The organism is Methylophaga thalassica, from assembly GCF_030159795.1.
Lineage (GTDB): Bacteria > Pseudomonadota > Gammaproteobacteria > Nitrosococcales > Methylophagaceae > Methylophaga > Methylophaga thalassica.
In genome coordinates, this window is record NZ_BSND01000003.1 from 488602 (window position 1) to 508784 (window position 20183).

Consider the following 20183-nt stretch of genomic DNA (forward strand, 5'->3'; position numbering starts at 1 on the left):
GTTTTTATTGTCTCTAAATATCGATAGTAAGTAACACTATATATCGGTATGGGCAACTCTACAATCTCAGCTTTAATAATGCTTTGTGTGATTTGTAATAGGTTCAGGAGAGAGAACTAAAAATGATGTGCTTATCTGCAATAGTACAGAGAATCATGATGGATACATCATCAGCTTTTTATCATTGAATGCTTCTGTATGTTGCTCAACAATTAAAACTATGGAATATTGACCTAATATCAATAGATTGCATTGCGATTTAAACATCAGTTCGTAAAGGATTTAAAGGAACATAGAAATGGAAAGTTCAAGATGAATATCGCTTATTCCCACAGAAATATTCATTTCCAAGATAATCAAAATATGGCTCTATTTTCACAGGCCATTTCATCTTTTTGGCTCTATTTCTCAAAAAAATTTAATCGCATTTTTATTAATAATCAAAGGATTGGAAGTATTAAGCCGGAATTATGAAGCGATTTTTTAATATTTATTGCGAAGCCACATGCTTCATAAAAGACACTCTTAGTAATACTCTTTAAAATTGAAGTTTTAAACCGGCGCTCTGATTGAGCGGGGTGCCAAATCGTAGTCACAAGGATGGTGGTCATTTCCAGTTTTACCGTCCTTATTCTTTTGCTAAAAATAGTTAGTCTGGAGTCGAGCAGCGACTACTTTATGGGCTGTCGCGCTTCTGGGCGTTAGTGCAAAGCGGCAGCACGGCGATTATCGCCGGGGTGCATAGCAGGCTTTAGTGGTTCAGCAGTTTCTAATGGCAATTCACTCTTTCTAGTGTTGTGCCAAGTATACTAACATGCAACTCAACGTCAGAAGCTAAAGCTGTTTGGGCCTCCGCCTAGTCACTTAATTTTATGCTTTAATAGCACAAAATCAATCAACAAAGCTCCGGCCCGTTAGCGGAGTGTTATGTTTGGTGAGGCTTAGAGTAATGAAATTAACCGGAAGTAAGATGGATAGTGACTTTCGTGAAAAGCTGTTACGCATCACGGGCTTAGTAAAATGAATCAAGTCAGGTTGGCATTAGCTCAGGCTGTGGCATGTAAAAAAATTACAAACAAAGGTGGCATCGCCCTTTGGTCTAGTAGTTCTTCAAATTCGTTGTTACCTGTTCACCCGCAGCCTGCGGTATCAATGATGATCACTTTTTAGAGAAGGTATCACCATCTTTGCAAAAGCTGGTTTCTGCATCATTGCTCCTTGACGGCTGAGGTGGTCTCCATCACGATAAATCGGAACACTTTCTTCGAAAAGAGGGCATGGGCCCGCACTGCAAAAATCCTTAAAAACAGGGACGTATGTCACATTATCAAGACTTTGTGCTAGCTTGATCAAAACAGGTTCATAGGAGTTACGGCGCTTCTGGACTTCCGATTCGGGAAGATATGCACTGAAGTCAGTTGTCTGTTGTTGCCAAAAAGCACTTCGTGCCAAATGTTGCAAGTCGAGTTGACTACCAGCAGGAACGTCATCCAGAACAATAAATCTATGCTTTGGATACTTCTTGAATAGCCGACCCAGAGCTCGCTCGAAGATCGGTATATTTTCTTTGGACGTAGATGCCTGGGATTTACTATCCTGATAAAGCCAGAACCTTCCCTTCCAATTTGTTCCCGTGGCATAGTCTGCCCAGGCGCCAGAGAGTATGATCGTGCGAATATCGGAATGTGCGGCAATAATTTTCTCCGCATGCTCGATACGTGCATCAACTTGCTTTCCAATCATCTCCCTACCAAGACCAAAGAAAAAGCCGGGAGAGGTATATTGTAAACCAGATAGGTTAACTTCCTCTGCAGCGGAGAACAGAGCAGGACTAAGAGCAAATGCATGGCTGTCCCCGATAAGAATGAAGGTTGGGGAAATATCCTTGTGCCCTTGAAAACAGGGGGCTGCGGTTATGGCAGATTTATAATTCGGGAAACAATCCTCCCTTGGAGTAGCAAAAGGAGTTGGATCGATAAGAGCAAGTATTTGTTTCGGTACGCGCTGTGGAAATCCCTGAGCTATGATGATCGCTATACAGATGGAAACCGCAACTCCCATCGCGCTCACGGTTCCCACTATACATCCCTTGGTAGTTGGCAGCAGTTTTTTGCGGCGGAATGGCTGTTCAACATAACGCCAACTGAGAGTTGCAAGAACGAAGGATACGACCACTGCGAGAATCCTGTTCAGCGGCTGATGATTAGCCAAGTCTCCATAGTTTAAAAAAACCATGACTGGCCAGTGCCAGAGGTAAAGTGAGTATGAAATCTTTCCAACGAAAACTAGAGGGGATGTGCTTAATAGCCGCACAGTAGCTAAACTCTGGTCCTGTGCACCAGTATGCAACAGCAATAATGTTGCGAGCACTGGAGCCAACGCGATGAAACCAGGAAAACCAGCACTCTCCTCCATGATGAACACCATAATAACTAGTGAAGTAAGAGCGACAACTGATAGAGTCTGTAAAACAGCGCGTTTTCGGGGAAACCAAGGAATGAAATGCAGTAGAGCACCGGCGATAAGTTCCCATGCACGCGTGTAAGGCATATAAAACCCCTTCGGTTGATAAGTAAAGGTGTAATAAATGCATAGTCCAAAAGAGATGGCACAACCCACTACCATCAAGATTTTCAACGTCTTCCATCCAACAAGACGACTAGCGATAATTAAGAAGATCGGCAAAACCAGATAAAACTGTTCCTCAATCGCTAACGACCAAGTATGCAGTAGAGGCATTAATGCTGCGGACTGGCTGAAATAGTCGATCGTATTGTAGAACCAGAAGTTAGATACCATCAGAACATTGGCAATAGCACTTTTTGCAAATGCCATAAAGTCATCGGGCAGCATAGAAAATGAGTAGATAAAAAACAGTATCGCAAGCATTGTGAACAGTGCTGGCATCAGTCGCCGAAAACGGCGCTCATAGAATCGCGCAAAGCTGAAAGTACCTGATTGGATCTCATCCATCACGATACGGGATAAAAGATACCCGGATATAACAAAGAAAATGTCTACCCCAATGAACCCACCGGGAAATGACAGCCCCGCATGATATAGAACAACAGGCATAACAGCGACGAATCGCAAGCCGTCGATATCAGGGCGGTATTGCAGCGACATGGATATGTGATTCCTTATTTTCTGGTCAATTCTGAAATATCTCGATACCAAATGTTTGGCCTGGATATTTCCCAACGAGATTTTCAACTCCTACAGTCGAATATTGGGCTCCCTTTGGGGCAGCCCTAATCTAGCAATTACGATCTGCTATAGCAACATTATTAAGATTAAGTGCACTGATAGGCATTTCAATGTCAGACGCATCATCACAGAACCCAGAATCAAGGGGGCAGACAACTTGATCTAAGTTCTGAAAATCAATAGTTTGAGAGTGTTTGATTTTCAGTGCTTCAGTTGAAAGTGATCTGCGTATTTTTTTGAACGGTGATGTTAAGCCGCTTAGCCATGCGGATAAGGTTTGAGCGATCCATCTGCAACTGTTTTGCCGCATGTGCCCAGTTACCATCGGCTTGTTGTAATGCTTGGGCGATGATTCTTTTTTGAAAGGCTTCGGTCGCTGATTTTAAACTCATATTGGGCAGGCTGTGAGCTGGGTTAGTATCCAGCTCAGATAAGTTGCCTACTGGTTTATCAGCTGTAATTTCAAGCAATTCTGATGTGAGTGACACTATGGCCTGATGAGGTGAACTGGCTTTCGCTCTTAACGCTGCTCGGCTGATCACATGCTCGAGTTCACGTACATTGCCTGGCCAGGAATAATTGAGCAGGCTGGAGTTGGCTTCTGACGTTAATCGAAGCTGGCGGATATTCAACTGACGGCTGATACGCTCTAGAAAATATCCGGCCAAAAGCAACACGTCTTCTCCACGATCTTTCAGACTAGGCAGATGAATGGGATACACCGCCAGACGATGATAAAGATCCGAACGGAATTGTTCATTCTCGACTTCTTTTTCCAGATTTCTATTAGTGGCAGCAATAATCCGTACATCCACATGTTCGACCTTATCTTGACCAACAGGTTGAATCTCGCCCGACTGCAATACCCGTAATAATTTGCTCTGTGTGCTGAGCGGTAACTCACCCACCTCATCCAGAAATAAGGTGCCGCCATTTGCTAGCTGAAACTTACCAGCACGTGCTTTATCTGCACCAGTAAAGGCGCCTTTGGTGTGTCCAAATAATTCACTTTCAACCAATGATTCTGGCAGGGAAGCACAGTTCAAATACACCAGTGGTGCCGTTTTACGATCTGAAATTTGATGTATTTTCCTGGCAACCAGCTCTTTGCCGACGCCGGTTTCCCCGGTAATCAGTACGGTGAAATTGGAGCCAGATACCAGTTCGATATTATTTTTCAGCGTTTGCATGACTGGGCTTTGCCCAATAATCTCTCCGCCGTCTTTTAATAAGGCTTCCTGGGTTAACTCTTTGACGACTTCTTGAGCATGATGGGCGCTGAGTTCTAGCTTCTTGAACTCCAAGGCTGTTTTTAAGGTAGCAGCGGATAAGGCCGTGATTAATTCCAGCGTTTTTAATTCAATATCATCAAAAGCATGCGGCTTAAAGCTATCTAAAGTGACAACACCAATAAGCTGATTATCTGAATACAGGGGGAAGCCCATACAGGAATGAATGGGTAAGTTACCTAACTGAGACACCAGCAAACCATCATAGGGATCGGGTAAATCACAGTCGTTAGCAAATAACAGTGGTTTGTTTGACTCACAGATATGTTGAAGTCGTGGGTGTTCTGCAAGTAAAAAGCGCCTGCCTAATACGTCTGACGATAATCCCTGCATGGCTAGCGGCGTCAGCATGCCATCACGAAAGCCGAGTAACACCACCGCGTCACAGGCAATGGCTTTTCGTATCGAGCCTAAAAGACGGTCAAACCGATCCCCAGTATTCAAACTGTTGGCTAAATCGAGGGCGACTTCCACTAAAAGGTGATGGCTGTTTAATGACATTGTGCTGTTCATTTTAATTAGGTTATAAAAACATGAGTAGGTCAATATGACTTAGTTTGGTGTGGGTCATAAAGACACGTTTGATAAATTATATCTGACTAAGTGATTGAATTATATAAGCAGGTTTATCTGGCATAGCTTCTGCAATGTGTGAGTAGCAATACATAAAACAGCACAGCGAGGACAACATGTTAGATACACAAACTATTCAAATCGTTAAAAGCACCATTCCCTTACTGGAAGGGGCGGGCACAGCCGTCACTGATCATTTTTATCAGCGTATGTTTACCGCCAATCCAGAGTTAAAAGATATCTTTAATCTGAGCAATCAAAAAAGCGGTCGTCAGCAATTTGCTTTGTTTAGCGCTGTGGCGTCTTATGCTAAATACATTGATAACCTGGGTGAGCTGGGCGAGTTGGTCGAGCGCATCGCACAGAAACACACCAGCTTTGATATTCAGCCTGAGCAATATCAGATAGTCGGTCATCATCTGATTGAAACCTTACGAGAGTTAGCACCGGATGAGTTCACCGACGATGTGGCTGAGGCCTGGATAAAAGCCTATCAGTTATTGGCAACGGTATTAATCGACCGTGAAAAAGCACTTTATCAAAGTAGCAGAGAAGAGCAGGGCGGTTGGACCGGGGCTAGAGCGTTTCGAGTCAAAGACAAAAACAAAGAGTCTGAGTTAGTGACCAGTTTTATTTTTGAACCGGTGGATGGACAGCCGATAAGACAGTATCAGCCGGGCCAGTATATTGCTGTCAGGGTGAAACCTGATAATGCCGAGCATGTTGAGATTCGCCAATATTCACTCTCAGATAAATATCATCCTGATCATTACCGCATTAGTGTGAAGCGTGAGCGTTCTCCTATAAAAGGTATGGTGTCTAATCATCTGCATGATGAGGTGGAAGTGGGGGACACAGTTGAATTAATGCCACCGGCGGGCGCTTTCTTTTTAACCCAACCCAGCAGACCGGTGATGTTGATTTCTGGCGGAGTTGGCTTAACGCCAATGATGTCTATGCTGGAGACATTAGTTAGTGATGAAGCTTATCAGCACGATATTTTCTTTTTACATACCTGCAAAAACGCTCAGCAACATTCATTTAAGCAGCGTTTGGCGGCGTTGAAAATGACGCGGCCTAATCTGCATGAGTTTTATTGGTATAGCGAAGAAACCCATGTGTCAGATGATATCAATTTAGGCTTGATGGATATCAACCTGCTCAGAGACAAAGTCGATTTCAATAATGTCGATGTGTATCTGTGCGGCCCACTGGAGTTTATGCGCTTTGTACGCTTGCAACTGCATGTGAATGGTGTGCCTTCTGAGCGTATTCATTTTGAAACATTCGGCCCACATGACGAGATTATTTAACCTCACCCAACAGCTGAGCCCGAAAGGGCTCGCTGTTTTATCTTTTGGTATCTGTTTATGCCTATAAAATCCTGCCGTGCGTTTTTTTCACAGCCTGTGTTCGATCTCGCTTTCAGGCCTTTATTTTTATTGGCTAGTCTGTTTGGCATCATCGCTCTGCTTTATTGGGGAGGTGTATGGAATGGTTGGGTAAATCCGAGTAATGCATTGCCGGCCACACTCTGGCATGGTCATGAAATGATGTTTGGTTTTGTCGGTGCGGTGTTGGTTGGCTTTTTATTAACGGCCGTCCAAACCTGGACAGGTTTACGCTCCATTTATGGTAAGCAATGTGCTTTATTAGTCGGTTGTTGGCTTGTAGGCCGTATTGCGATGTGGCCAGCAGTTAGCTTGCCATCCTGGTTAGTGCTATTGCTGGATAGCAGTTTTTTTATTTATGCAGCTATTTTCTTAGCCAAATTGATTTATCAAAAGAAACAAACGCGTAATTACTTTGCAGTCCTAGTGTTGCTGCTACTGATTTTTACTAATATTAATTTCCATCTATCCAATCAGTTGCAGCAGTTTGAAACGGCAAGCAACAGTCTTTATTCAGCCGTATTTCTGATTACGCTGATGATGGCAGTCATTGGTGGCCGTATTATTCCGATGTTTACGGCTAACACCACGCAGATTCCAGCCAGACCTCGTTGGATATGGCTGGACAGGACAGCGCTGTTTTCTGTCTGGTTAATTGTGGCGGTGTTTTTCCTGCAATTACAAACGTGGATACCGGCTGGTGTTCTGGCCGTAATGCTAGTGATATCAGCATGTCTCACTGCAATAAGGTGTGCTTGCTGGCGGTTTTTTACTACCTTATCTCACCCGTTATTATGGTCATTACACTTGAGTTACTGGTGTATTCCTCTTGGGTTTAGTCTGCTGGCCTATCATTATGCAGGTGGTGATATCAGCATGAATGATGCCCTACATACGTTAACGGTCGGCGGCATGGGCGGACTTATTTTAAGCATGATGTCACGAGTCTCACTCGGTCATACTGGCAGACCCATTATCGCGTCTTCAAAGATTAAAATCGCTTTCATCTGCGTGTTGATAGCCGGCTTAGTGAGAACACTGATGTTTACCATCTTTTCAGCCAGTTTATTGAGTCTATGGCTCAGTATTCTGCTATGGGTGTTGGCATACAGTATTTTTCTGTATCAATACACGCCCATTTTATTCGCCGAGAGAAAGGGGTGAGCTCGATAAAACCTGTTGCTATATGAGGATGATTTAAATAGGTATAATTTATGCCTATTTTGTATCCCGTGATTTTAATTTATGAAGCATGCTTTAAAACGACTTATGCTATGGCTGGGGATTGAGAAAAACAGAACCAGCCATAGTGAAAAAGTGATCTCAGCATTCGGGGCGATGGTCGGTATTCTAGTGACCATTCTGATGACAAAATGGCTGTCACAGCATATTGCAATCAGTGCGGGTTCAGAGTTATTGATTATTGCCTCTTTTGGTGCCACTGCCGTATTGGTGTTTGCTGTCCCTCATGGTGCCTTATCACAACCATGGCAAGTGATTGCAGGTCATCTAATCTCTGCCGCCGTGGGTGTGACCTGCCAATATCTTCTTGGTGCCACGCCACTCGCAGCCGCTATTGCCGTGGGTTTGGCGGTGGGGCTGATGTATTACACCCGTTGCATACATCCACCAGGTGGTGCCACTGCTTTAAATGCTGTTATGGGCGGGGCTGGTATTACACAACTGGGCTACAGCTATTTGCTCTTCCCTGTGTTGGTGAATGTCATCGCTATCCTCATGGTGGCGATTATCTTTAATGCCTTATTTCACTGGCGACGCTACCCAGTCCATTTATCCAGGCAGACTAAAGAAGCTACTCATGTAAATTTACCATCGGAAGACGTTGCTCTGACTACCGAAGACTTTAATGCCGCTATTCGCGAGATGGATTCCTTTGTGGATTTAACCGAAGAAGGCTTAAGTGAACTCCTCGAAAAAGCCAAACAAAATGCCTTACTGCATATCGAGCATCCAGAAAAAATCAGCACAGGCAAGTTCTACAGCAATGGCAAAATTGGTCACACATGGGCTGTTCGCCGCGTGATAGATGAAGGCAAAGAAGGCAGTAAAAATGATGTGGTTATCTACAAAAACGTAGCCGGTAATGACCTATACAACACTGGAATGCTAGAACGCGAAGCCTTCCGTCAATGGGCCAAATTTGAAGTCTACGAACAAAATGGCCGCTGGTTGAGATTGAGCTAGCGAACATCACATATTTATCACTCGATCCTTCTGAATGTTGCTCAACAATTAAAACTATGGAATATTGACCTAATATCAATAGATTGCATTGCGGCTACTAGAATAGTTCGTAAAGGACTTAAATGAACACAGAAATGGATATTTCAATATGAACATCGCTTTTTATCTGAGACATACTCATTTCCAAGTGAATAAAGATTTGGCTCTATTTTTCCAACCCATTTCAACTTTCTGGCTCTATTTCTCAAAAAATTAATCATCGTTTCTTTTTTAATCAAATGCTTGGAGAGCTTAAAACGGAATTATGAAGCGACTTCTTTATATTTATTATGAAGCCAGAGGCTTCATAAAAGACGCTCTTAAAAATATGAATCCATACTACTGGAATACTTTATTTGTAATGCTGGTAAGTTTTCTTCCGGCAACTATTGCTAGAATAATGTATGTCGTTATACCGACTGATAACTTGAGATTTCCAATTAACCTTTTGATGGCTTCCTCATATTACTTACTAGTAATTGCATTTGGCTGTTTCTGTTTAAATTATTTCTTCTGGTTAAAGGGAAATGAATATAAAGTCGTTATTTCTGTTGTATTAGCAGTTATCACCGTTCTGTTTTGCTTTTTTATCGGTGGGTATTTTTCACTTCTCAACCATTTTGCTATTGGTGGTCACAAATGAAATTTTTAACAAGCGCTTCAAGTACGTTCGTTACGCTCACTTGAGACGACGCAATAAGTGCGTCGCTACTTAACCAGATCGTTGGGTATAAAAGAATATGGATGTTCTATCACACAAACAATTGTTAATAGCTACAATTTCACTATTTCCATACTCAATAGTCGGATTTTATGTTGTCTTACGTTTACTTAATGTAAAAGAAGAACTGCTAAAAAGAAGTGTTTTTCTATCATTACTGTTTACCGGTCTTTTGCTTTTCATACGTGTATCACTGGCGCTTACCATTCCAATTCTTAGTGGCTGGGCAACTGTAATTACTGCAGTGGCGTTTGCTCTTATCATTCCTAAATATCTAACTCTAAAAAACTGGCAAGCAATAGCTATACCTTTTGGCGTGTACGTTTTTGCTCACTTATTCTTAGCTCTGACGTTAATGGCTGTTTTTAATCTAGTTGCTAGATAACAAGGTCTACAAAACCTGATATTTAGGGTCAGTGTAAAAATCGGACCTTCTTGATTTCTTGCAATTCGTTACTGACTCATACACCTCATCAATTTACTAAATGAAACTCATCACTGAGTTCTCAGTCTGTACTCGTCTAAACATCAATTTCCCACTGAGGAGGAGAGTTTATGGATTATATTGGTCCCGTCAGCTCTGCTGTTATGGCCATTATCTGGCTTGTCTATCTACAGTTAATTCTTAGTCAATATCGCCGTAATAATCGGCCATATCTTATTTTTCACCATGCTCAAAATGAAAACCCCGATGCTTTATGTTTATTAGTGAATATGGGGGAGCGACCTGTTCATGTGGTGTGCGTACAAGCCGTGATAAAAATGACGTCCGGGGAAGAGCATAAGCTTGCTGTGACGGAGTTTGAACGTATTAATGTGACCGAGCAGGATGTGCAGCAAACATTGCGTCAAGGACCATTGCTGAATGGCGGTTATCTGATTTTGGGTACGTTTCAAGACATTATTCAAAAGACTCAAAATGAAATAGGTTTAAACGCTTCACTGGAAGACGTTGAGTGCCTGGAGTTAAGAGCGGCGGTAATTCATGCGCCAAGTAAACACCCTGTTGGGGCGAAGCGCGCATTTGTGTTGAAGCACAATACCGGCACTTGCGTTTATCCAAAAGACATCAACACGAGGCAGATGGTAAAGCGTAAAGACAAACAAGAAGTCGCGCAGTGGATAGAGTCAGAGCTCCACCCACGTGAGAATAATGGATAGTAATAGTGATAAGCGCGACGGTTCTGAGTTGGGTGCCAGCGTTGATTCAGTTTTTGTTTGCTGTGGTGGCGATGCACTTCATTGCCAGGCGGATGCAAGAAGCCATCTTTATTGAGAATCTCTCTTATGGTGAGGAAAAGTCGGGACTACTCGCTCTCTGGTTTTGGTCATTTTTCACTTTAGCTTGCTACGTTATTGTCGTGCTGAGTTTGATTTATCTACTTGATACATAGTTGTATTCCTGACCAGCTTTGCCCGTTCAGATTGATGTCGATGGGGCAATCTTAATGCCGTAAATCGCCAAAACCGACGTTTGTCTGTGCTTTCTAGTACCAAGGTACAATTGTTTGAGATATAAAAGCGATTTATTCTATACCTGTAATAAATTGATTCATCAATAAAGCCAACCTTGGTGTGAGCCAAGTACGGAAAGCTTCAGGTCTTTATGAGTAGTGGATAAAGATGGCTGGGTTGCACAACAACAAAGGCTTATGTAATGAAGTTATTTAGCAAAAATCTATTAATTGCACTTGGATTATTAATCATGGCGCCGTTGACTGCTAATGCAGCAACTGTCCACCTTGATGCAAAAACTAATACTAGTTCAAATGCTGTTGAGCTAAACCTGAAAGCAGGTACTTATTCAATAAGCCCATTCAAAGATGATACATACACAGCGTGGAATGCTTGGGGTAAAGTTCAAGGTTGTAGTGCTGATGGTACAGGTTGTTCTAAAGGCTGGGTTAACAACTACTCATTCACTACACCGTCTGGTACCACTAACATCATCACTAGTGATACTAATAGATATAAGACAGCGGATTTAGCACTGCTGAATGCGCTTGGTGCAACATTTACACTGTTATCAGATGCCACAGTTCAGTTCTTCATCAATGACAGTAATTACGGTGACAACATCGGCGGCATGTCATTAAACGTGTCAGCTGTGCCAGTTCCTGCTGCAGCGTTCTTATTTGCTCCTGCATTATTAGGTTTCATGGGCTTACGTCGTAAAGCTCAAAAAACAGTCGCTTAATACACAAACTGTTAAACCGATAAAAGCCGTAATGATTAAGTTCATTACGGCTTTTTTATTGCCTGATTGAAATATATGGCAAGATGATATGGCAAATGAGCCGTTTACTTTAAAGTCTAGAGAATAATATTCACGACGTTGGTGTAGAGATGATCGTCATTCACCCCCAAGAGTTAATTATATGAACATGGATCAGCCCGATGCCAACTCAGGCTATGCAGAAGAAACATTAACCTTTGAACAAACAAGCGAATTGCCAGGAAAGGTATTACTTGAGTTTGGTGCGCCCTGGTGTGGACATTGTCAGGCAGCAAGTGCGGCCATAACTGAAGTCGTTAATGAGCATGCGGATCTGAGCCATATCAAAATCTATGACGGCAAGGGCAAACGACTGGGCCGTGGGTTTAAGGTTAAGCTGTGGCCAACATTGATACTACTGCATGATGGTCAGGAAGTAGGCCGCTTGGTGCGGCCATTACGTGCTGACGAGGTTCGTGACTTAATGTCAAAACGCAACTGATGTTGTTACATAGTGGATGTTTTTTTCACTTTCTCGTCTCGCATTAACCATTCATTCAACCATTCAAGCCCGCCTGCTGTAACAATTGCTTTACCAGACATCAGATCATCAAGATTTTTAATATGTTTCTGATAAACCGCCATTTCCGTTTTGGGTATAGATTTCAGCATCGGTATTTTGGCGGTGATGGGGTTAACGGGTTTGTCATTGATGTGCAGTTCATAATGTAAATGTGGGCCGGTACTTCTCCCAGTGTTACCTGACAATGCAATGACTTGACCACGCGATACTTTTTGCCCTTTGCGAACAAGAATTTTGCTCAGGTGCAGGTATCTCGTCGAGAAGGCGCCAAACTCTTTAATCACCACATATTTTCCTGCATAGCGATGTGTTGCAACACGCAATACGACACCATCACCTGTTGAGATAACTTTAGTGCCAACAGGTGTGGCGAAATCAACACCGTTATGAGGTGAGACTCTTTTGGTGACAGGGTTTAAACGTCGAGGATTAAAAGAAGAGCTGATTCTGAACCGTTTTTCTGTCGGATAGCGGAGCAGTGCCGGTGTGAGGTTCTCACCATTTTTATCGTAGTAAATGCCATCGGTGTGCAGATAAGCACTTAGGTCCACTTTCTTACCATTAAAACGGATAGCAACAACGGTGTTATTGCCAATAGGCGTGTCATCGATGGTTTCTCGTTCCATCACCACCTGGAATTCATCACCAGCACGCAGATCTCGGCGGAAATTAATTTTGCTTTGCAGTAATTTTCTCACTGTCATGATGGTTTTATCAGTTAGGCCAGCATCGACAGCAGAAAGATAAAAACTGCCTTCAATCGTGCCTTTTAACACTTCTGTTTGCCATGATGTGGGTGTTAATTTCTCATCGTGAATGAAGTTGTTGTCATCACTTCTTTGATAAATGACCGTCTTTTTGGGATCAACCACCAGGGCTAACTCGGTGAGGTTGTGTTCTTTGTCTAAAGTAAAGATAAGTTGCTGGTCAGGATGTAAGACATCTGCATCGAGATACGCTTCATCGGCTTCGAGTATGTTGTAGAGCGTATTGATAGGAATGTTTAACTGATTGAATATCGTTTCAAGACTATCGCCGTCTTTTACCGTATAGCGTATATCCTGAGGTTGAGGCTCTACAGGCTCAACAGAAACTGGCTGTGAGTTCTCATCAGTGATGTGATTATTATCTGTATGACTCGAACTATCATTTGCAGCTATTTCAGCAGGCTTACTGTTATCTGATGTTATTTCTGTTACTTCAGCATTGTCACCTGGCTTATCACTAAAGAAATAGTTAAGAAGAGCAATCAATAAAATGATGAGTCCGACAAGGGTTACAGGCTTAGCATATGGACTAGGTGGGATTTGCTTCATAACGAATATTCATGATCAAAAAAATAGCTGGGAATATATCATATAATGAATTTATTAAATATGATATATCATATCAATAAGTATTTGTGTTAGTTGAAGTTTTTAGAACTAATTGCTCATGCGAAAGAGATGAATAGACAGACCATTGTTTATTTGTTTTGTTCTCGAGGAGTTGAAAAAAATAGGGTTTGAATTAATGGTTCGTATGAGTCGTGACTGCAATAGATTTATTGCGTGTTATAAGAATGATCAGATAGAGAGATAGTGAGCTATTTGAGAAGTGGAATATTTAAGATGCAGAAATAAAAAAGCCTCAAAGATTGCTCTTTGAGGCTTTCAATATTCTTTGGCTCCCCGAGCTGGACTCGAACCAGCGACCCAATGATTAACAGTCATTTGCTCTACCAACTGAGCTATCGGGGAACAGAAAGATGGCTATTCTAGTGGCTTGACCTGTGTAGGTCAAGCCTAAATTTGAATAATTTTTTACGCAATAAATTCGGCGATACGAATCAGTGCGTTACGAAGATTCTCTTCGCTGGTGGCGATCGACAGACGAATATGATTTTTCAATCCGAACGCAGAACCAGGGACAACAGCCACGCCTTTTTCAACCAATAAGGCTTCAGCAAAGTCCATGTCATCGTTCAATTCTGGCTTGTTTTCCAGTACACCAGCGATACTTGGGAAGACATAGAACGTGCCGTCAGTTTCTAATGAATCAACACCAGGCATTTTGTTCAATTCAGCCACAACGAAATCGTGACGTTTTTTGAATTCGGTCAGCATGGTTTTGATGCATGACTGATCGCCATTCAGTGCTTCCACAGCAGCTGCCTGAGAAATAGATGCTGGGTTAGAAGTACTTTGGGATTGTACTTTTTTCATTGCAGCAATCAGTGGGGCAGGACCTGCAGCATAACCAATACGCCAGCCAGTCATTGAGTAGGCTTTTGATACACCATTCATGACCAATGTTCTGTCATATAAGTCTGGACAGGCATTCAAAATATTGCAGAAAGGTTCATCTGCCCAATAAATATGTTCGTACATATCATCAGTGGCAATAAGAATGTTTGGATGTTTACGTAACACGTCGCCCAACGCTTCAAGCTCTTTTAAGCTGTATGCCATCCCGGTTGGGTTAGACGGGCTGTTGATAACGAACAGTTTTGTTTTATCTGTAATAGCAGCTTCTAATTGCTCAGGTGTGATTTTGAACTGGTTTTCCTGACCTGCTTCGATAATAACCGGTACACCGTCAGCAAGCAGGGTCATATCAGGGTATGATACCCAGTATGGTGCTGGAATGATGACTTCATCGCCCGCTTCAATAAAGGCTTGGGCCAGGTTGAAAAAGCTTTGTTTTCCACCGACGGAAACTAAGACTTGATTCGCGGCATACTCGAGCCCATTATCTCTTGAGAACTTTTTGATGATGGCTTCTTTCAAATCTGCTGTGCCATCGACAGGCGTGTATTTTGTTTTGCCGCTGTGGATAGCCTCAATAGCAGCTTGTTTGATGTGTTCAGGTGTATCGAAGTCGGGTTCGCCTGCACCCAGACCAATAACATCTTTGCCTTCGGCTCTCAGCGCAGCAGCACGTGCTGTGATAGCCAAAGTCGGAGACGGTTTGATGTTTTGAACACGTTGGGAGAGCTTGATAGTCAAAATCTTTCCTTCATTTAACACGGTAAATTGATAAATATCTCAATAATATACGCCAAACATAATCGATGCTAAAGACGTATGAGTAAACATTTTCAGCTAGTCAGCGAATTTTCTCCCGCCGGAGATCAGCCAACCGCAATCAAGACTTTGATTGAGGGCTTGGAAAACGGTGAAATGTGGCAAACCCTGCTTGGGGTAACGGGTTCAGGTAAAACGTTCACCATTGCGAATGTTGCGCAAGCACTGGGCAGGCCGATGATGATTTTGGCGCCTAATAAGACCTTGGCCGCGCAACTTTATAGTGAGATGAAAGATTTCTTTCCCAATAATGCGGTGGAATATTTTGTCTCCTACTACGACTATTATCAGCCTGAAGCGTATGTGCCTTCCTCTGATACTTTTATAGATAAAGATGCATCAGTAAACGAGCAGATTGAACAAATGCGTTTGTCGGCAACTAAAGCCATGCTGGAAAGACGTGATGCGATTATTGTATCGAGTGTGTCCTGTATCTATGGCTTGGGTGAGAAAGATGCTTACCTGGAAATGGTGTTACATCTGGTTCAAGGCGACGTTATCAGTCAGCGGGATATATTAAGAAGACTGACGGAACTGCAGTACAGCCGAAATGATGTTGAGCTTCATCGTGGTACTTATCGCGTAAGAGGGGAGGTGATTGATATCTTCCCGGCAGAATCTGAACGTGATGCCGTCAGAGTGGAATTATTCGATGACGAAGTGGAGCAAATCAGCTACTTCGATCCGCTGACTGGTGAAATCCTACAGCGGATGAACCGAATTACTATTTATCCCAAAACTCACTATGTCACGCCGCGCGATAACTTATTAAAAGCCGTCGATGCCATCAAAGAAGAGTTAAAAGAACGACTCGAACATCTCAATGCTGACAATAAGCTGGTCGAAGCACAACGTTTAGAACAACGCACTCGCTTTGATATCGAGATGTTGCTGGAGCTGGGGTATTGCAACGGCATCGAAAACTATTCCAGACATTTGTCAGGACGCGGTCCTGGTGAGGCGCCGCCGACTTTATTTGATTACCTGCCTGATGATGCGATTCTGGTCATTGATGAAAGTCACGTGATGGTGCCTCAGATTGGTGCTATGTATAAAGGTGACCGTTCCAGAAAAGAGACATTGGTCAATTATGGTTTCCGTTTGCCCTCAGCACTTGATAACCGACCACTGATGTTTGAAGAGTGGGAAAAATTAGCACCACAAACCATCTTTGTATCAGCCACACCCGGCAAATATGAAAATGAACATTCCAGCACGATTGTCGAACAAGTAGTCAGGCCGACAGGGCTTGTGGATCCACAAGTGGAAATTCGCCCGGTGGGGACACAAGTCGATGATGTCTTATCAGAAATTAATAAGCGTGCAGCGGTGGGTGAGCGGGTATTAATTACTACACTAACGAAACGGATGGCTGAAGATCTGACAGAGTATCTGCGTGAGCACAATGTCAAAGTGCGTTATCTGCATTCTGATATAGATACCGTTGAACGGGTTGAGATTATTCGTGATTTACGACTGGGTGAGTTTGATGTGCTTATTGGCATTAACTTGTTACGAGAAGGTCTGGACATACCTGAAGTCTCATTAGTCGCGATACTGGATGCAGATAAAGAAGGTTTCCTACGTAGTGACCGCTCTCTTATTCAGACAATTGGTCGTGCTGCCAGAAACTTAAATGGTAGAGCGATTTTGTATGCCGATGAAATAACTGGTTCGATGCGGCGGGCTATTGATGAAACGGACCGTCGACGCGAAAAACAAATTGCCTTTAACGAAGAACATGGCATCACACCGCAAGGCATCAAAAAAGCGATCAGAATGGGCATGGACGATGCGATGTCCAAACCGGCTAATGATAGACATGCTACAGAAGTCGCTGAAGAGCAGGCCAAGTATGCCTCACTGACGCCTCAGCAATTGGCTAAACGTATTCAGCAGATTGAAAACGCCATGTACAAACATGCGCAAAACCTTGAATTTGAAGAAGCTGCCAAGCTCCGTGATGACTTGGAACATTTGCGGAAGGTGGCACTGGGCCCGGCTGTGATTTAAAGGGCTTGCAATCTGTCGTTAGCTGCGTATAATTTCGCAGCTTCACGGCAGGCACGTAGCTCAGTTGGTTAGAGCACCACCTTGACATGGTGGGGGTCGGTGGTTCGAATCCACTCGTGCCTACCAGCATATTCAAAAGCGCTTAGGCGCTTTTTTGGTTTTTAAGGCCCTTTGTATCGGCCACAACCAGGATTTCATATGATTTCAGTAACACTTCCAGATGGCTCCCAACGCCAATTTGATCATCCCGTTTCTATCCATGATGTTGCCGCTGATATTGGTACTGGCCTAGCTCGTGCTGCATTAGCTGGTAAAGTCGATGGGAAATTGGTGGATACCTCATTTGTCATTGATCATGATGCCGAGATCGCCATTATCACTGAGCGTGATGAAGAAGGGCTGGATGTGATTCGTCACTCGACATCACACTTGATGGCTCAGGCGGTAAAACAGCTTTATCCTGAAGCTCAAGTCACCATCGGACCTGTCATTGAAGATGGCTTCTATTATGATTTTTCATATAAAGAAGCATTTACACCGGATGATTTAGACAAAATCCAAAAACGTATGGAAGAGATTGTGAAGCAAGATCTTCCCGTGGTTCGTGAAGAAATTTCTCGTGATGCCGGTATCGAACTATTCCGCGACATGGGTGAAGTCTATAAAGCTGAAATCCTCGAAGACATTCCTCAAGGTGAGACTTTATCGGTTTATCGCCAAGGTGATTTTGTCGATTTATGCCGTGGTCCGCACGTGCCGAGCACGGGTAAGCTAAAAGCGTTTAAATTGATGAAACTGGCGGGTGCCTACTGGCGTGGTAACTCTGATAATGAAATGTTACAGCGTGTATATGGTACAGCCTGGCAAGATAAAAAAGCGCTGAAAGCGTATTTACATCGTCTTGAAGAAGCTGAAAAACGCGACCATCGTAAAATCGCCAAGAACCTCGACTTATTCCATTTGCAGGAAGAAGCGACTGGCATGATCTTCTGGCACGATAATGGCTGGCGTATCTATCGCGTCGTTGAAAACTATATTCGCGATGTATTACGCGATAACGGTTATCAGGAAGTGCGTACCCCTCAGGTTGTTGATCGCACTTTATGGGAAAAGTCCGGTCACTGGGATAAGTTTGGTGACATGATTTTCACTACACATTCTGAAAATCGTGACTATGCCGTCAAACCAATGAACTGTCCTTGTCATATTCAGATTTTTAATCAAGGTCTGAAAAGTTACAGAGACTTACCTTTGCGCATGGCGGAGTTTGGTTCATGTCATCGTAACGAGCCATCTGGCACATTGCATGGTCTGATGCGTTTGCGCGGATTTACACAAGATGATGCGCATATCTTCTGTACTGAAGATCAAATTCAATCAGAAGTAGCTACTTTTATTGAGCTATTACATGAGGTCTATGCTGACTTCGGATTTAATGAAATTATCGTTAAATTATCGACTCGCCCTGAAAACAGAGTAGGCAGTGATGAGGTATGGGACAAAGCTGAACATGCATTAGAACAGGCATTAAATGCTGCCGGTCTTGACTGGGATTTACAACCGGGCGAAGGCGCATTTTATGGTCCGAAGATTGAGTTCTCTTTAAAAGATTGTCTCGGTCGTGTGTGGCAATGCGGTACTATTCAGGTGGATTTCTCAATGCCTGGACGTCTGGATGCGGCGTATGTCGCGGATGATGGCAGTAAACAAGTTCCGGTTATGCTGCATCGTGCCATCCTTGGGTCTTTAGAAAGATTCATCGGCATCTTAATAGAAGAGTATGCTGGTGCCTTCCCAACATGGCTTGCACCCAAGCAAGTTGTGGTAATGGGAATCAGTGATAAACAATCTGAATACGTCAGAAATATCACCAACAATTTGCAGAAACAAGGATTTAGAGTCGATTCGGACTTGAGAAACGAGAAGATTGGCTTTAAAATACGCGAGCACACTTTACGTCGTGTACCATATCTGATTGTTGTGGGTGAACGTGAAGCAGAAAATAATGCCGTGGCAGTACGCACTCGAAAAGGCGAAGACCTAGGTGCAATGCAACTTGAGGACTTTGTTGGCTTGCTACAGAAAGATGTTGCGAGTCGCGGTCGAATAATTATAGAGGATTAGAACATCGCTACAGATCAAAAAAGGCTGAATGGAGAAATCACAGCCAAAGAAGTACGATTAACAGATTCTAATGGTGAGCAAGTGGGCATCGTTACGCTGAAAGAAGCGTTGGAACGAGCCGAACAAGCTGATCTGGATTTGGTGGAAATCGCACCACAAGCGACTCCACCAGTATGCCGTATCATGGATTACGGCAAGTTTTTGTTTGAAGAAGGCAAGCAGAAAGCGCTAGCTAAGAAAAAACAGAAACAAATTCAGGTGAAGGAAGTTAAATTCCGACCTGGAACAGAAGAAGGGGATTATCAGGTAAAACTACGCAACCTGATACGTTTCCTAGAAAGCGGAAATAAAGCTAAAGTCAGTCTCAGATTTCGTGGACGTGAAATGGCACATCAGGACTTAGGTCTGAAGTTACTTGAAAGAGTCGCTGAAGATTTAAAAGAACTGTCAAATGTCGAACAGCGCCCTAAGAAAGAAGGACGTCAAATGACAATGGTTTTAGCTCCGGTCAGTAAAAAATAACTACATAAACTTTCAATGCGGAGTTGTTAATTCAATGCCTAAATTAAAAAACCATAGTGGTGCTGCTAAACGTTTTAAACGTACTGGTAGCGGAAAATTCAAGCGCTCACAAGCTTTCACTAGTCATATCCTGACCAAGAAAAGCACTAAGCGTAAACGTCAATTACGTTCTACTCTGACAATCTGTAAAGCAGATCACATGTCAGTTCGTAAGATGTTGCCAAACCTGTAATTGA

The 20183-nt window shown here is 43.0% G+C and carries 17 protein-coding genes, 2 tRNA genes and 1 riboswitch; of the genes, 14 read left to right on the forward strand and 5 right to left on the reverse strand.

The window, feature by feature from the left end:
• Positions 1-1149: 1149 nt before the first annotated feature.
• Together QQL60_RS02495 and norR are read right to left on the reverse strand one after the other, a co-directional pair.
• Complete coding sequence (locus QQL60_RS02495; protein WP_284722297.1) at positions 1150-3126, reverse strand: acyltransferase family protein; 1977 nt, start codon at positions 3124-3126, stop codon at positions 1150-1152.
• A gap of 290 nt (positions 3127-3416) precedes the next feature.
• The gene (norR, locus tag QQL60_RS02500) at positions 3417-4997 is read right to left on the reverse strand and encodes a nitric oxide reductase transcriptional regulator NorR (RefSeq protein WP_284722298.1); all 1581 of its coding nucleotides are present in this window, start codon (positions 4995-4997) and stop codon (positions 3417-3419) included.
• A 188-nt stretch (positions 4998-5185) separates the two neighbouring features.
• Here norR and hmpA point away from each other — a divergent pair, with 188 nt between their 5' ends.
• The 9 genes from hmpA (at position 5186) to QQL60_RS02545 (ending at position 12142) form a co-directional block, all read left to right on the forward strand.
• Positions 5186-6382 carry an NO-inducible flavohemoprotein gene (hmpA, locus tag QQL60_RS02505; protein WP_284722299.1) on the forward strand — a complete coding sequence of 399 codons (1197 nt, stop codon included), beginning with the start codon at positions 5186-5188 and terminating at the stop codon, positions 6380-6382.
• A 57-nt stretch (positions 6383-6439) separates the two neighbouring features.
• Positions 6440-7624 carry an NnrS family protein gene (locus tag QQL60_RS02510; RefSeq protein ID WP_007145642.1) on the forward strand — a complete coding sequence of 395 codons (1185 nt, stop codon included), beginning with the start codon at positions 6440-6442 and terminating at the stop codon, positions 7622-7624.
• Between the two features lie 81 nt (positions 7625-7705).
• Positions 7706-8665, forward strand: a complete 960-nt coding sequence (locus QQL60_RS02515) for an HPP family protein (RefSeq protein ID WP_007145641.1) — start codon at positions 7706-7708, stop codon at positions 8663-8665.
• 304 nt (positions 8666-8969) lie between these two features.
• Positions 8970-9347: a hypothetical protein gene (locus QQL60_RS02520; protein WP_284722300.1), complete on the forward strand. Its 378-nt coding sequence runs from the start codon at positions 8970-8972 to the stop codon at positions 9345-9347.
• Positions 9348-9444: 97 nt separating this feature from the next.
• Positions 9445-9810, forward strand: coding sequence for a hypothetical protein (locus QQL60_RS02525; RefSeq protein WP_284722301.1), 366 nt, complete (start codon positions 9445-9447; stop codon positions 9808-9810).
• Positions 9811-9980: 170 nt separating this feature from the next.
• Complete coding sequence (locus tag QQL60_RS02530; protein WP_284722302.1) at positions 9981-10586, forward strand: hypothetical protein; 606 nt, start codon at positions 9981-9983, stop codon at positions 10584-10586.
• 5 nt (positions 10587-10591) lie between these two features.
• Entirely contained in the window at positions 10592-10819 is a 228-nt protein-coding gene (locus tag QQL60_RS02535) for a hypothetical protein (RefSeq protein ID WP_284722303.1), read from the forward strand.
• 159 nt (positions 10820-10978) lie between these two features.
• Positions 10979-11065, forward strand: a riboswitch (cyclic di-GMP riboswitch).
• Between the two features lie 17 nt (positions 11066-11082).
• The gene (locus tag QQL60_RS02540; protein ID WP_284722304.1) at positions 11083-11622 is read left to right on the forward strand and encodes a hypothetical protein; all 540 of its coding nucleotides are present in this window, start codon (positions 11083-11085) and stop codon (positions 11620-11622) included.
• A gap of 181 nt (positions 11623-11803) precedes the next feature.
• The gene (locus QQL60_RS02545; protein ID WP_284722305.1) at positions 11804-12142 is read left to right on the forward strand and encodes a thioredoxin family protein; all 339 of its coding nucleotides are present in this window, start codon (positions 11804-11806) and stop codon (positions 12140-12142) included.
• Positions 12143-12147: 5 nt separating this feature from the next.
• Here the strand turns inward: QQL60_RS02545 and mepM are convergent, their stop codons facing one another.
• The 3 genes from mepM to QQL60_RS02560 form a co-directional block, all read right to left on the reverse strand.
• Positions 12148-13539 carry a murein DD-endopeptidase MepM gene (gene mepM, locus QQL60_RS02550; protein WP_284722306.1) on the reverse strand — a complete coding sequence of 464 codons (1392 nt, stop codon included), beginning with the start codon at positions 13537-13539 and terminating at the stop codon, positions 12148-12150.
• A gap of 347 nt (positions 13540-13886) precedes the next feature.
• Positions 13887-13962 (reverse strand) — tRNA-Asn (locus QQL60_RS02555).
• 63 nt (positions 13963-14025) lie between these two features.
• Positions 14026-15210 (reverse strand): pyridoxal phosphate-dependent aminotransferase, encoded by a 1185-nt coding sequence (locus tag QQL60_RS02560; RefSeq protein WP_007145593.1) that lies wholly within the window; start codon positions 15208-15210, stop codon positions 14026-14028.
• 78 nt (positions 15211-15288) lie between these two features.
• On the opposite strand from QQL60_RS02560, the gene uvrB reads away from it, so the two are divergent.
• The 5 genes from uvrB to rpmI all read left to right on the forward strand — a co-directional run bounded on the left by uvrB (position 15289) and on the right by rpmI (position 20179).
• Complete coding sequence (gene uvrB / locus QQL60_RS02565; RefSeq protein WP_284722307.1) at positions 15289-17301, forward strand: excinuclease ABC subunit UvrB; 2013 nt, start codon at positions 15289-15291, stop codon at positions 17299-17301.
• A gap of 49 nt (positions 17302-17350) precedes the next feature.
• A tRNA-Val gene (locus tag QQL60_RS02570) sits at positions 17351-17427 on the forward strand.
• Positions 17428-17499: 72 nt separating this feature from the next.
• Positions 17500-19425 carry a threonine--tRNA ligase gene (gene thrS / locus QQL60_RS02575; protein ID WP_284722308.1) on the forward strand — a complete coding sequence of 642 codons (1926 nt, stop codon included), beginning with the start codon at positions 17500-17502 and terminating at the stop codon, positions 19423-19425.
• A gap of 3 nt (positions 19426-19428) precedes the next feature.
• The gene (infC, locus tag QQL60_RS02580; protein WP_139031853.1) at positions 19429-19947 is read left to right on the forward strand and encodes a translation initiation factor IF-3; all 519 of its coding nucleotides are present in this window, start codon (positions 19429-19431) and stop codon (positions 19945-19947) included.
• Between the two features lie 34 nt (positions 19948-19981).
• Positions 19982-20179 carry a 50S ribosomal protein L35 gene (gene rpmI, locus QQL60_RS02585; RefSeq protein ID WP_007145589.1) on the forward strand — a complete coding sequence of 66 codons (198 nt, stop codon included), beginning with the start codon at positions 19982-19984 and terminating at the stop codon, positions 20177-20179.
• Positions 20180-20183: the final 4 nt, after the last annotated feature.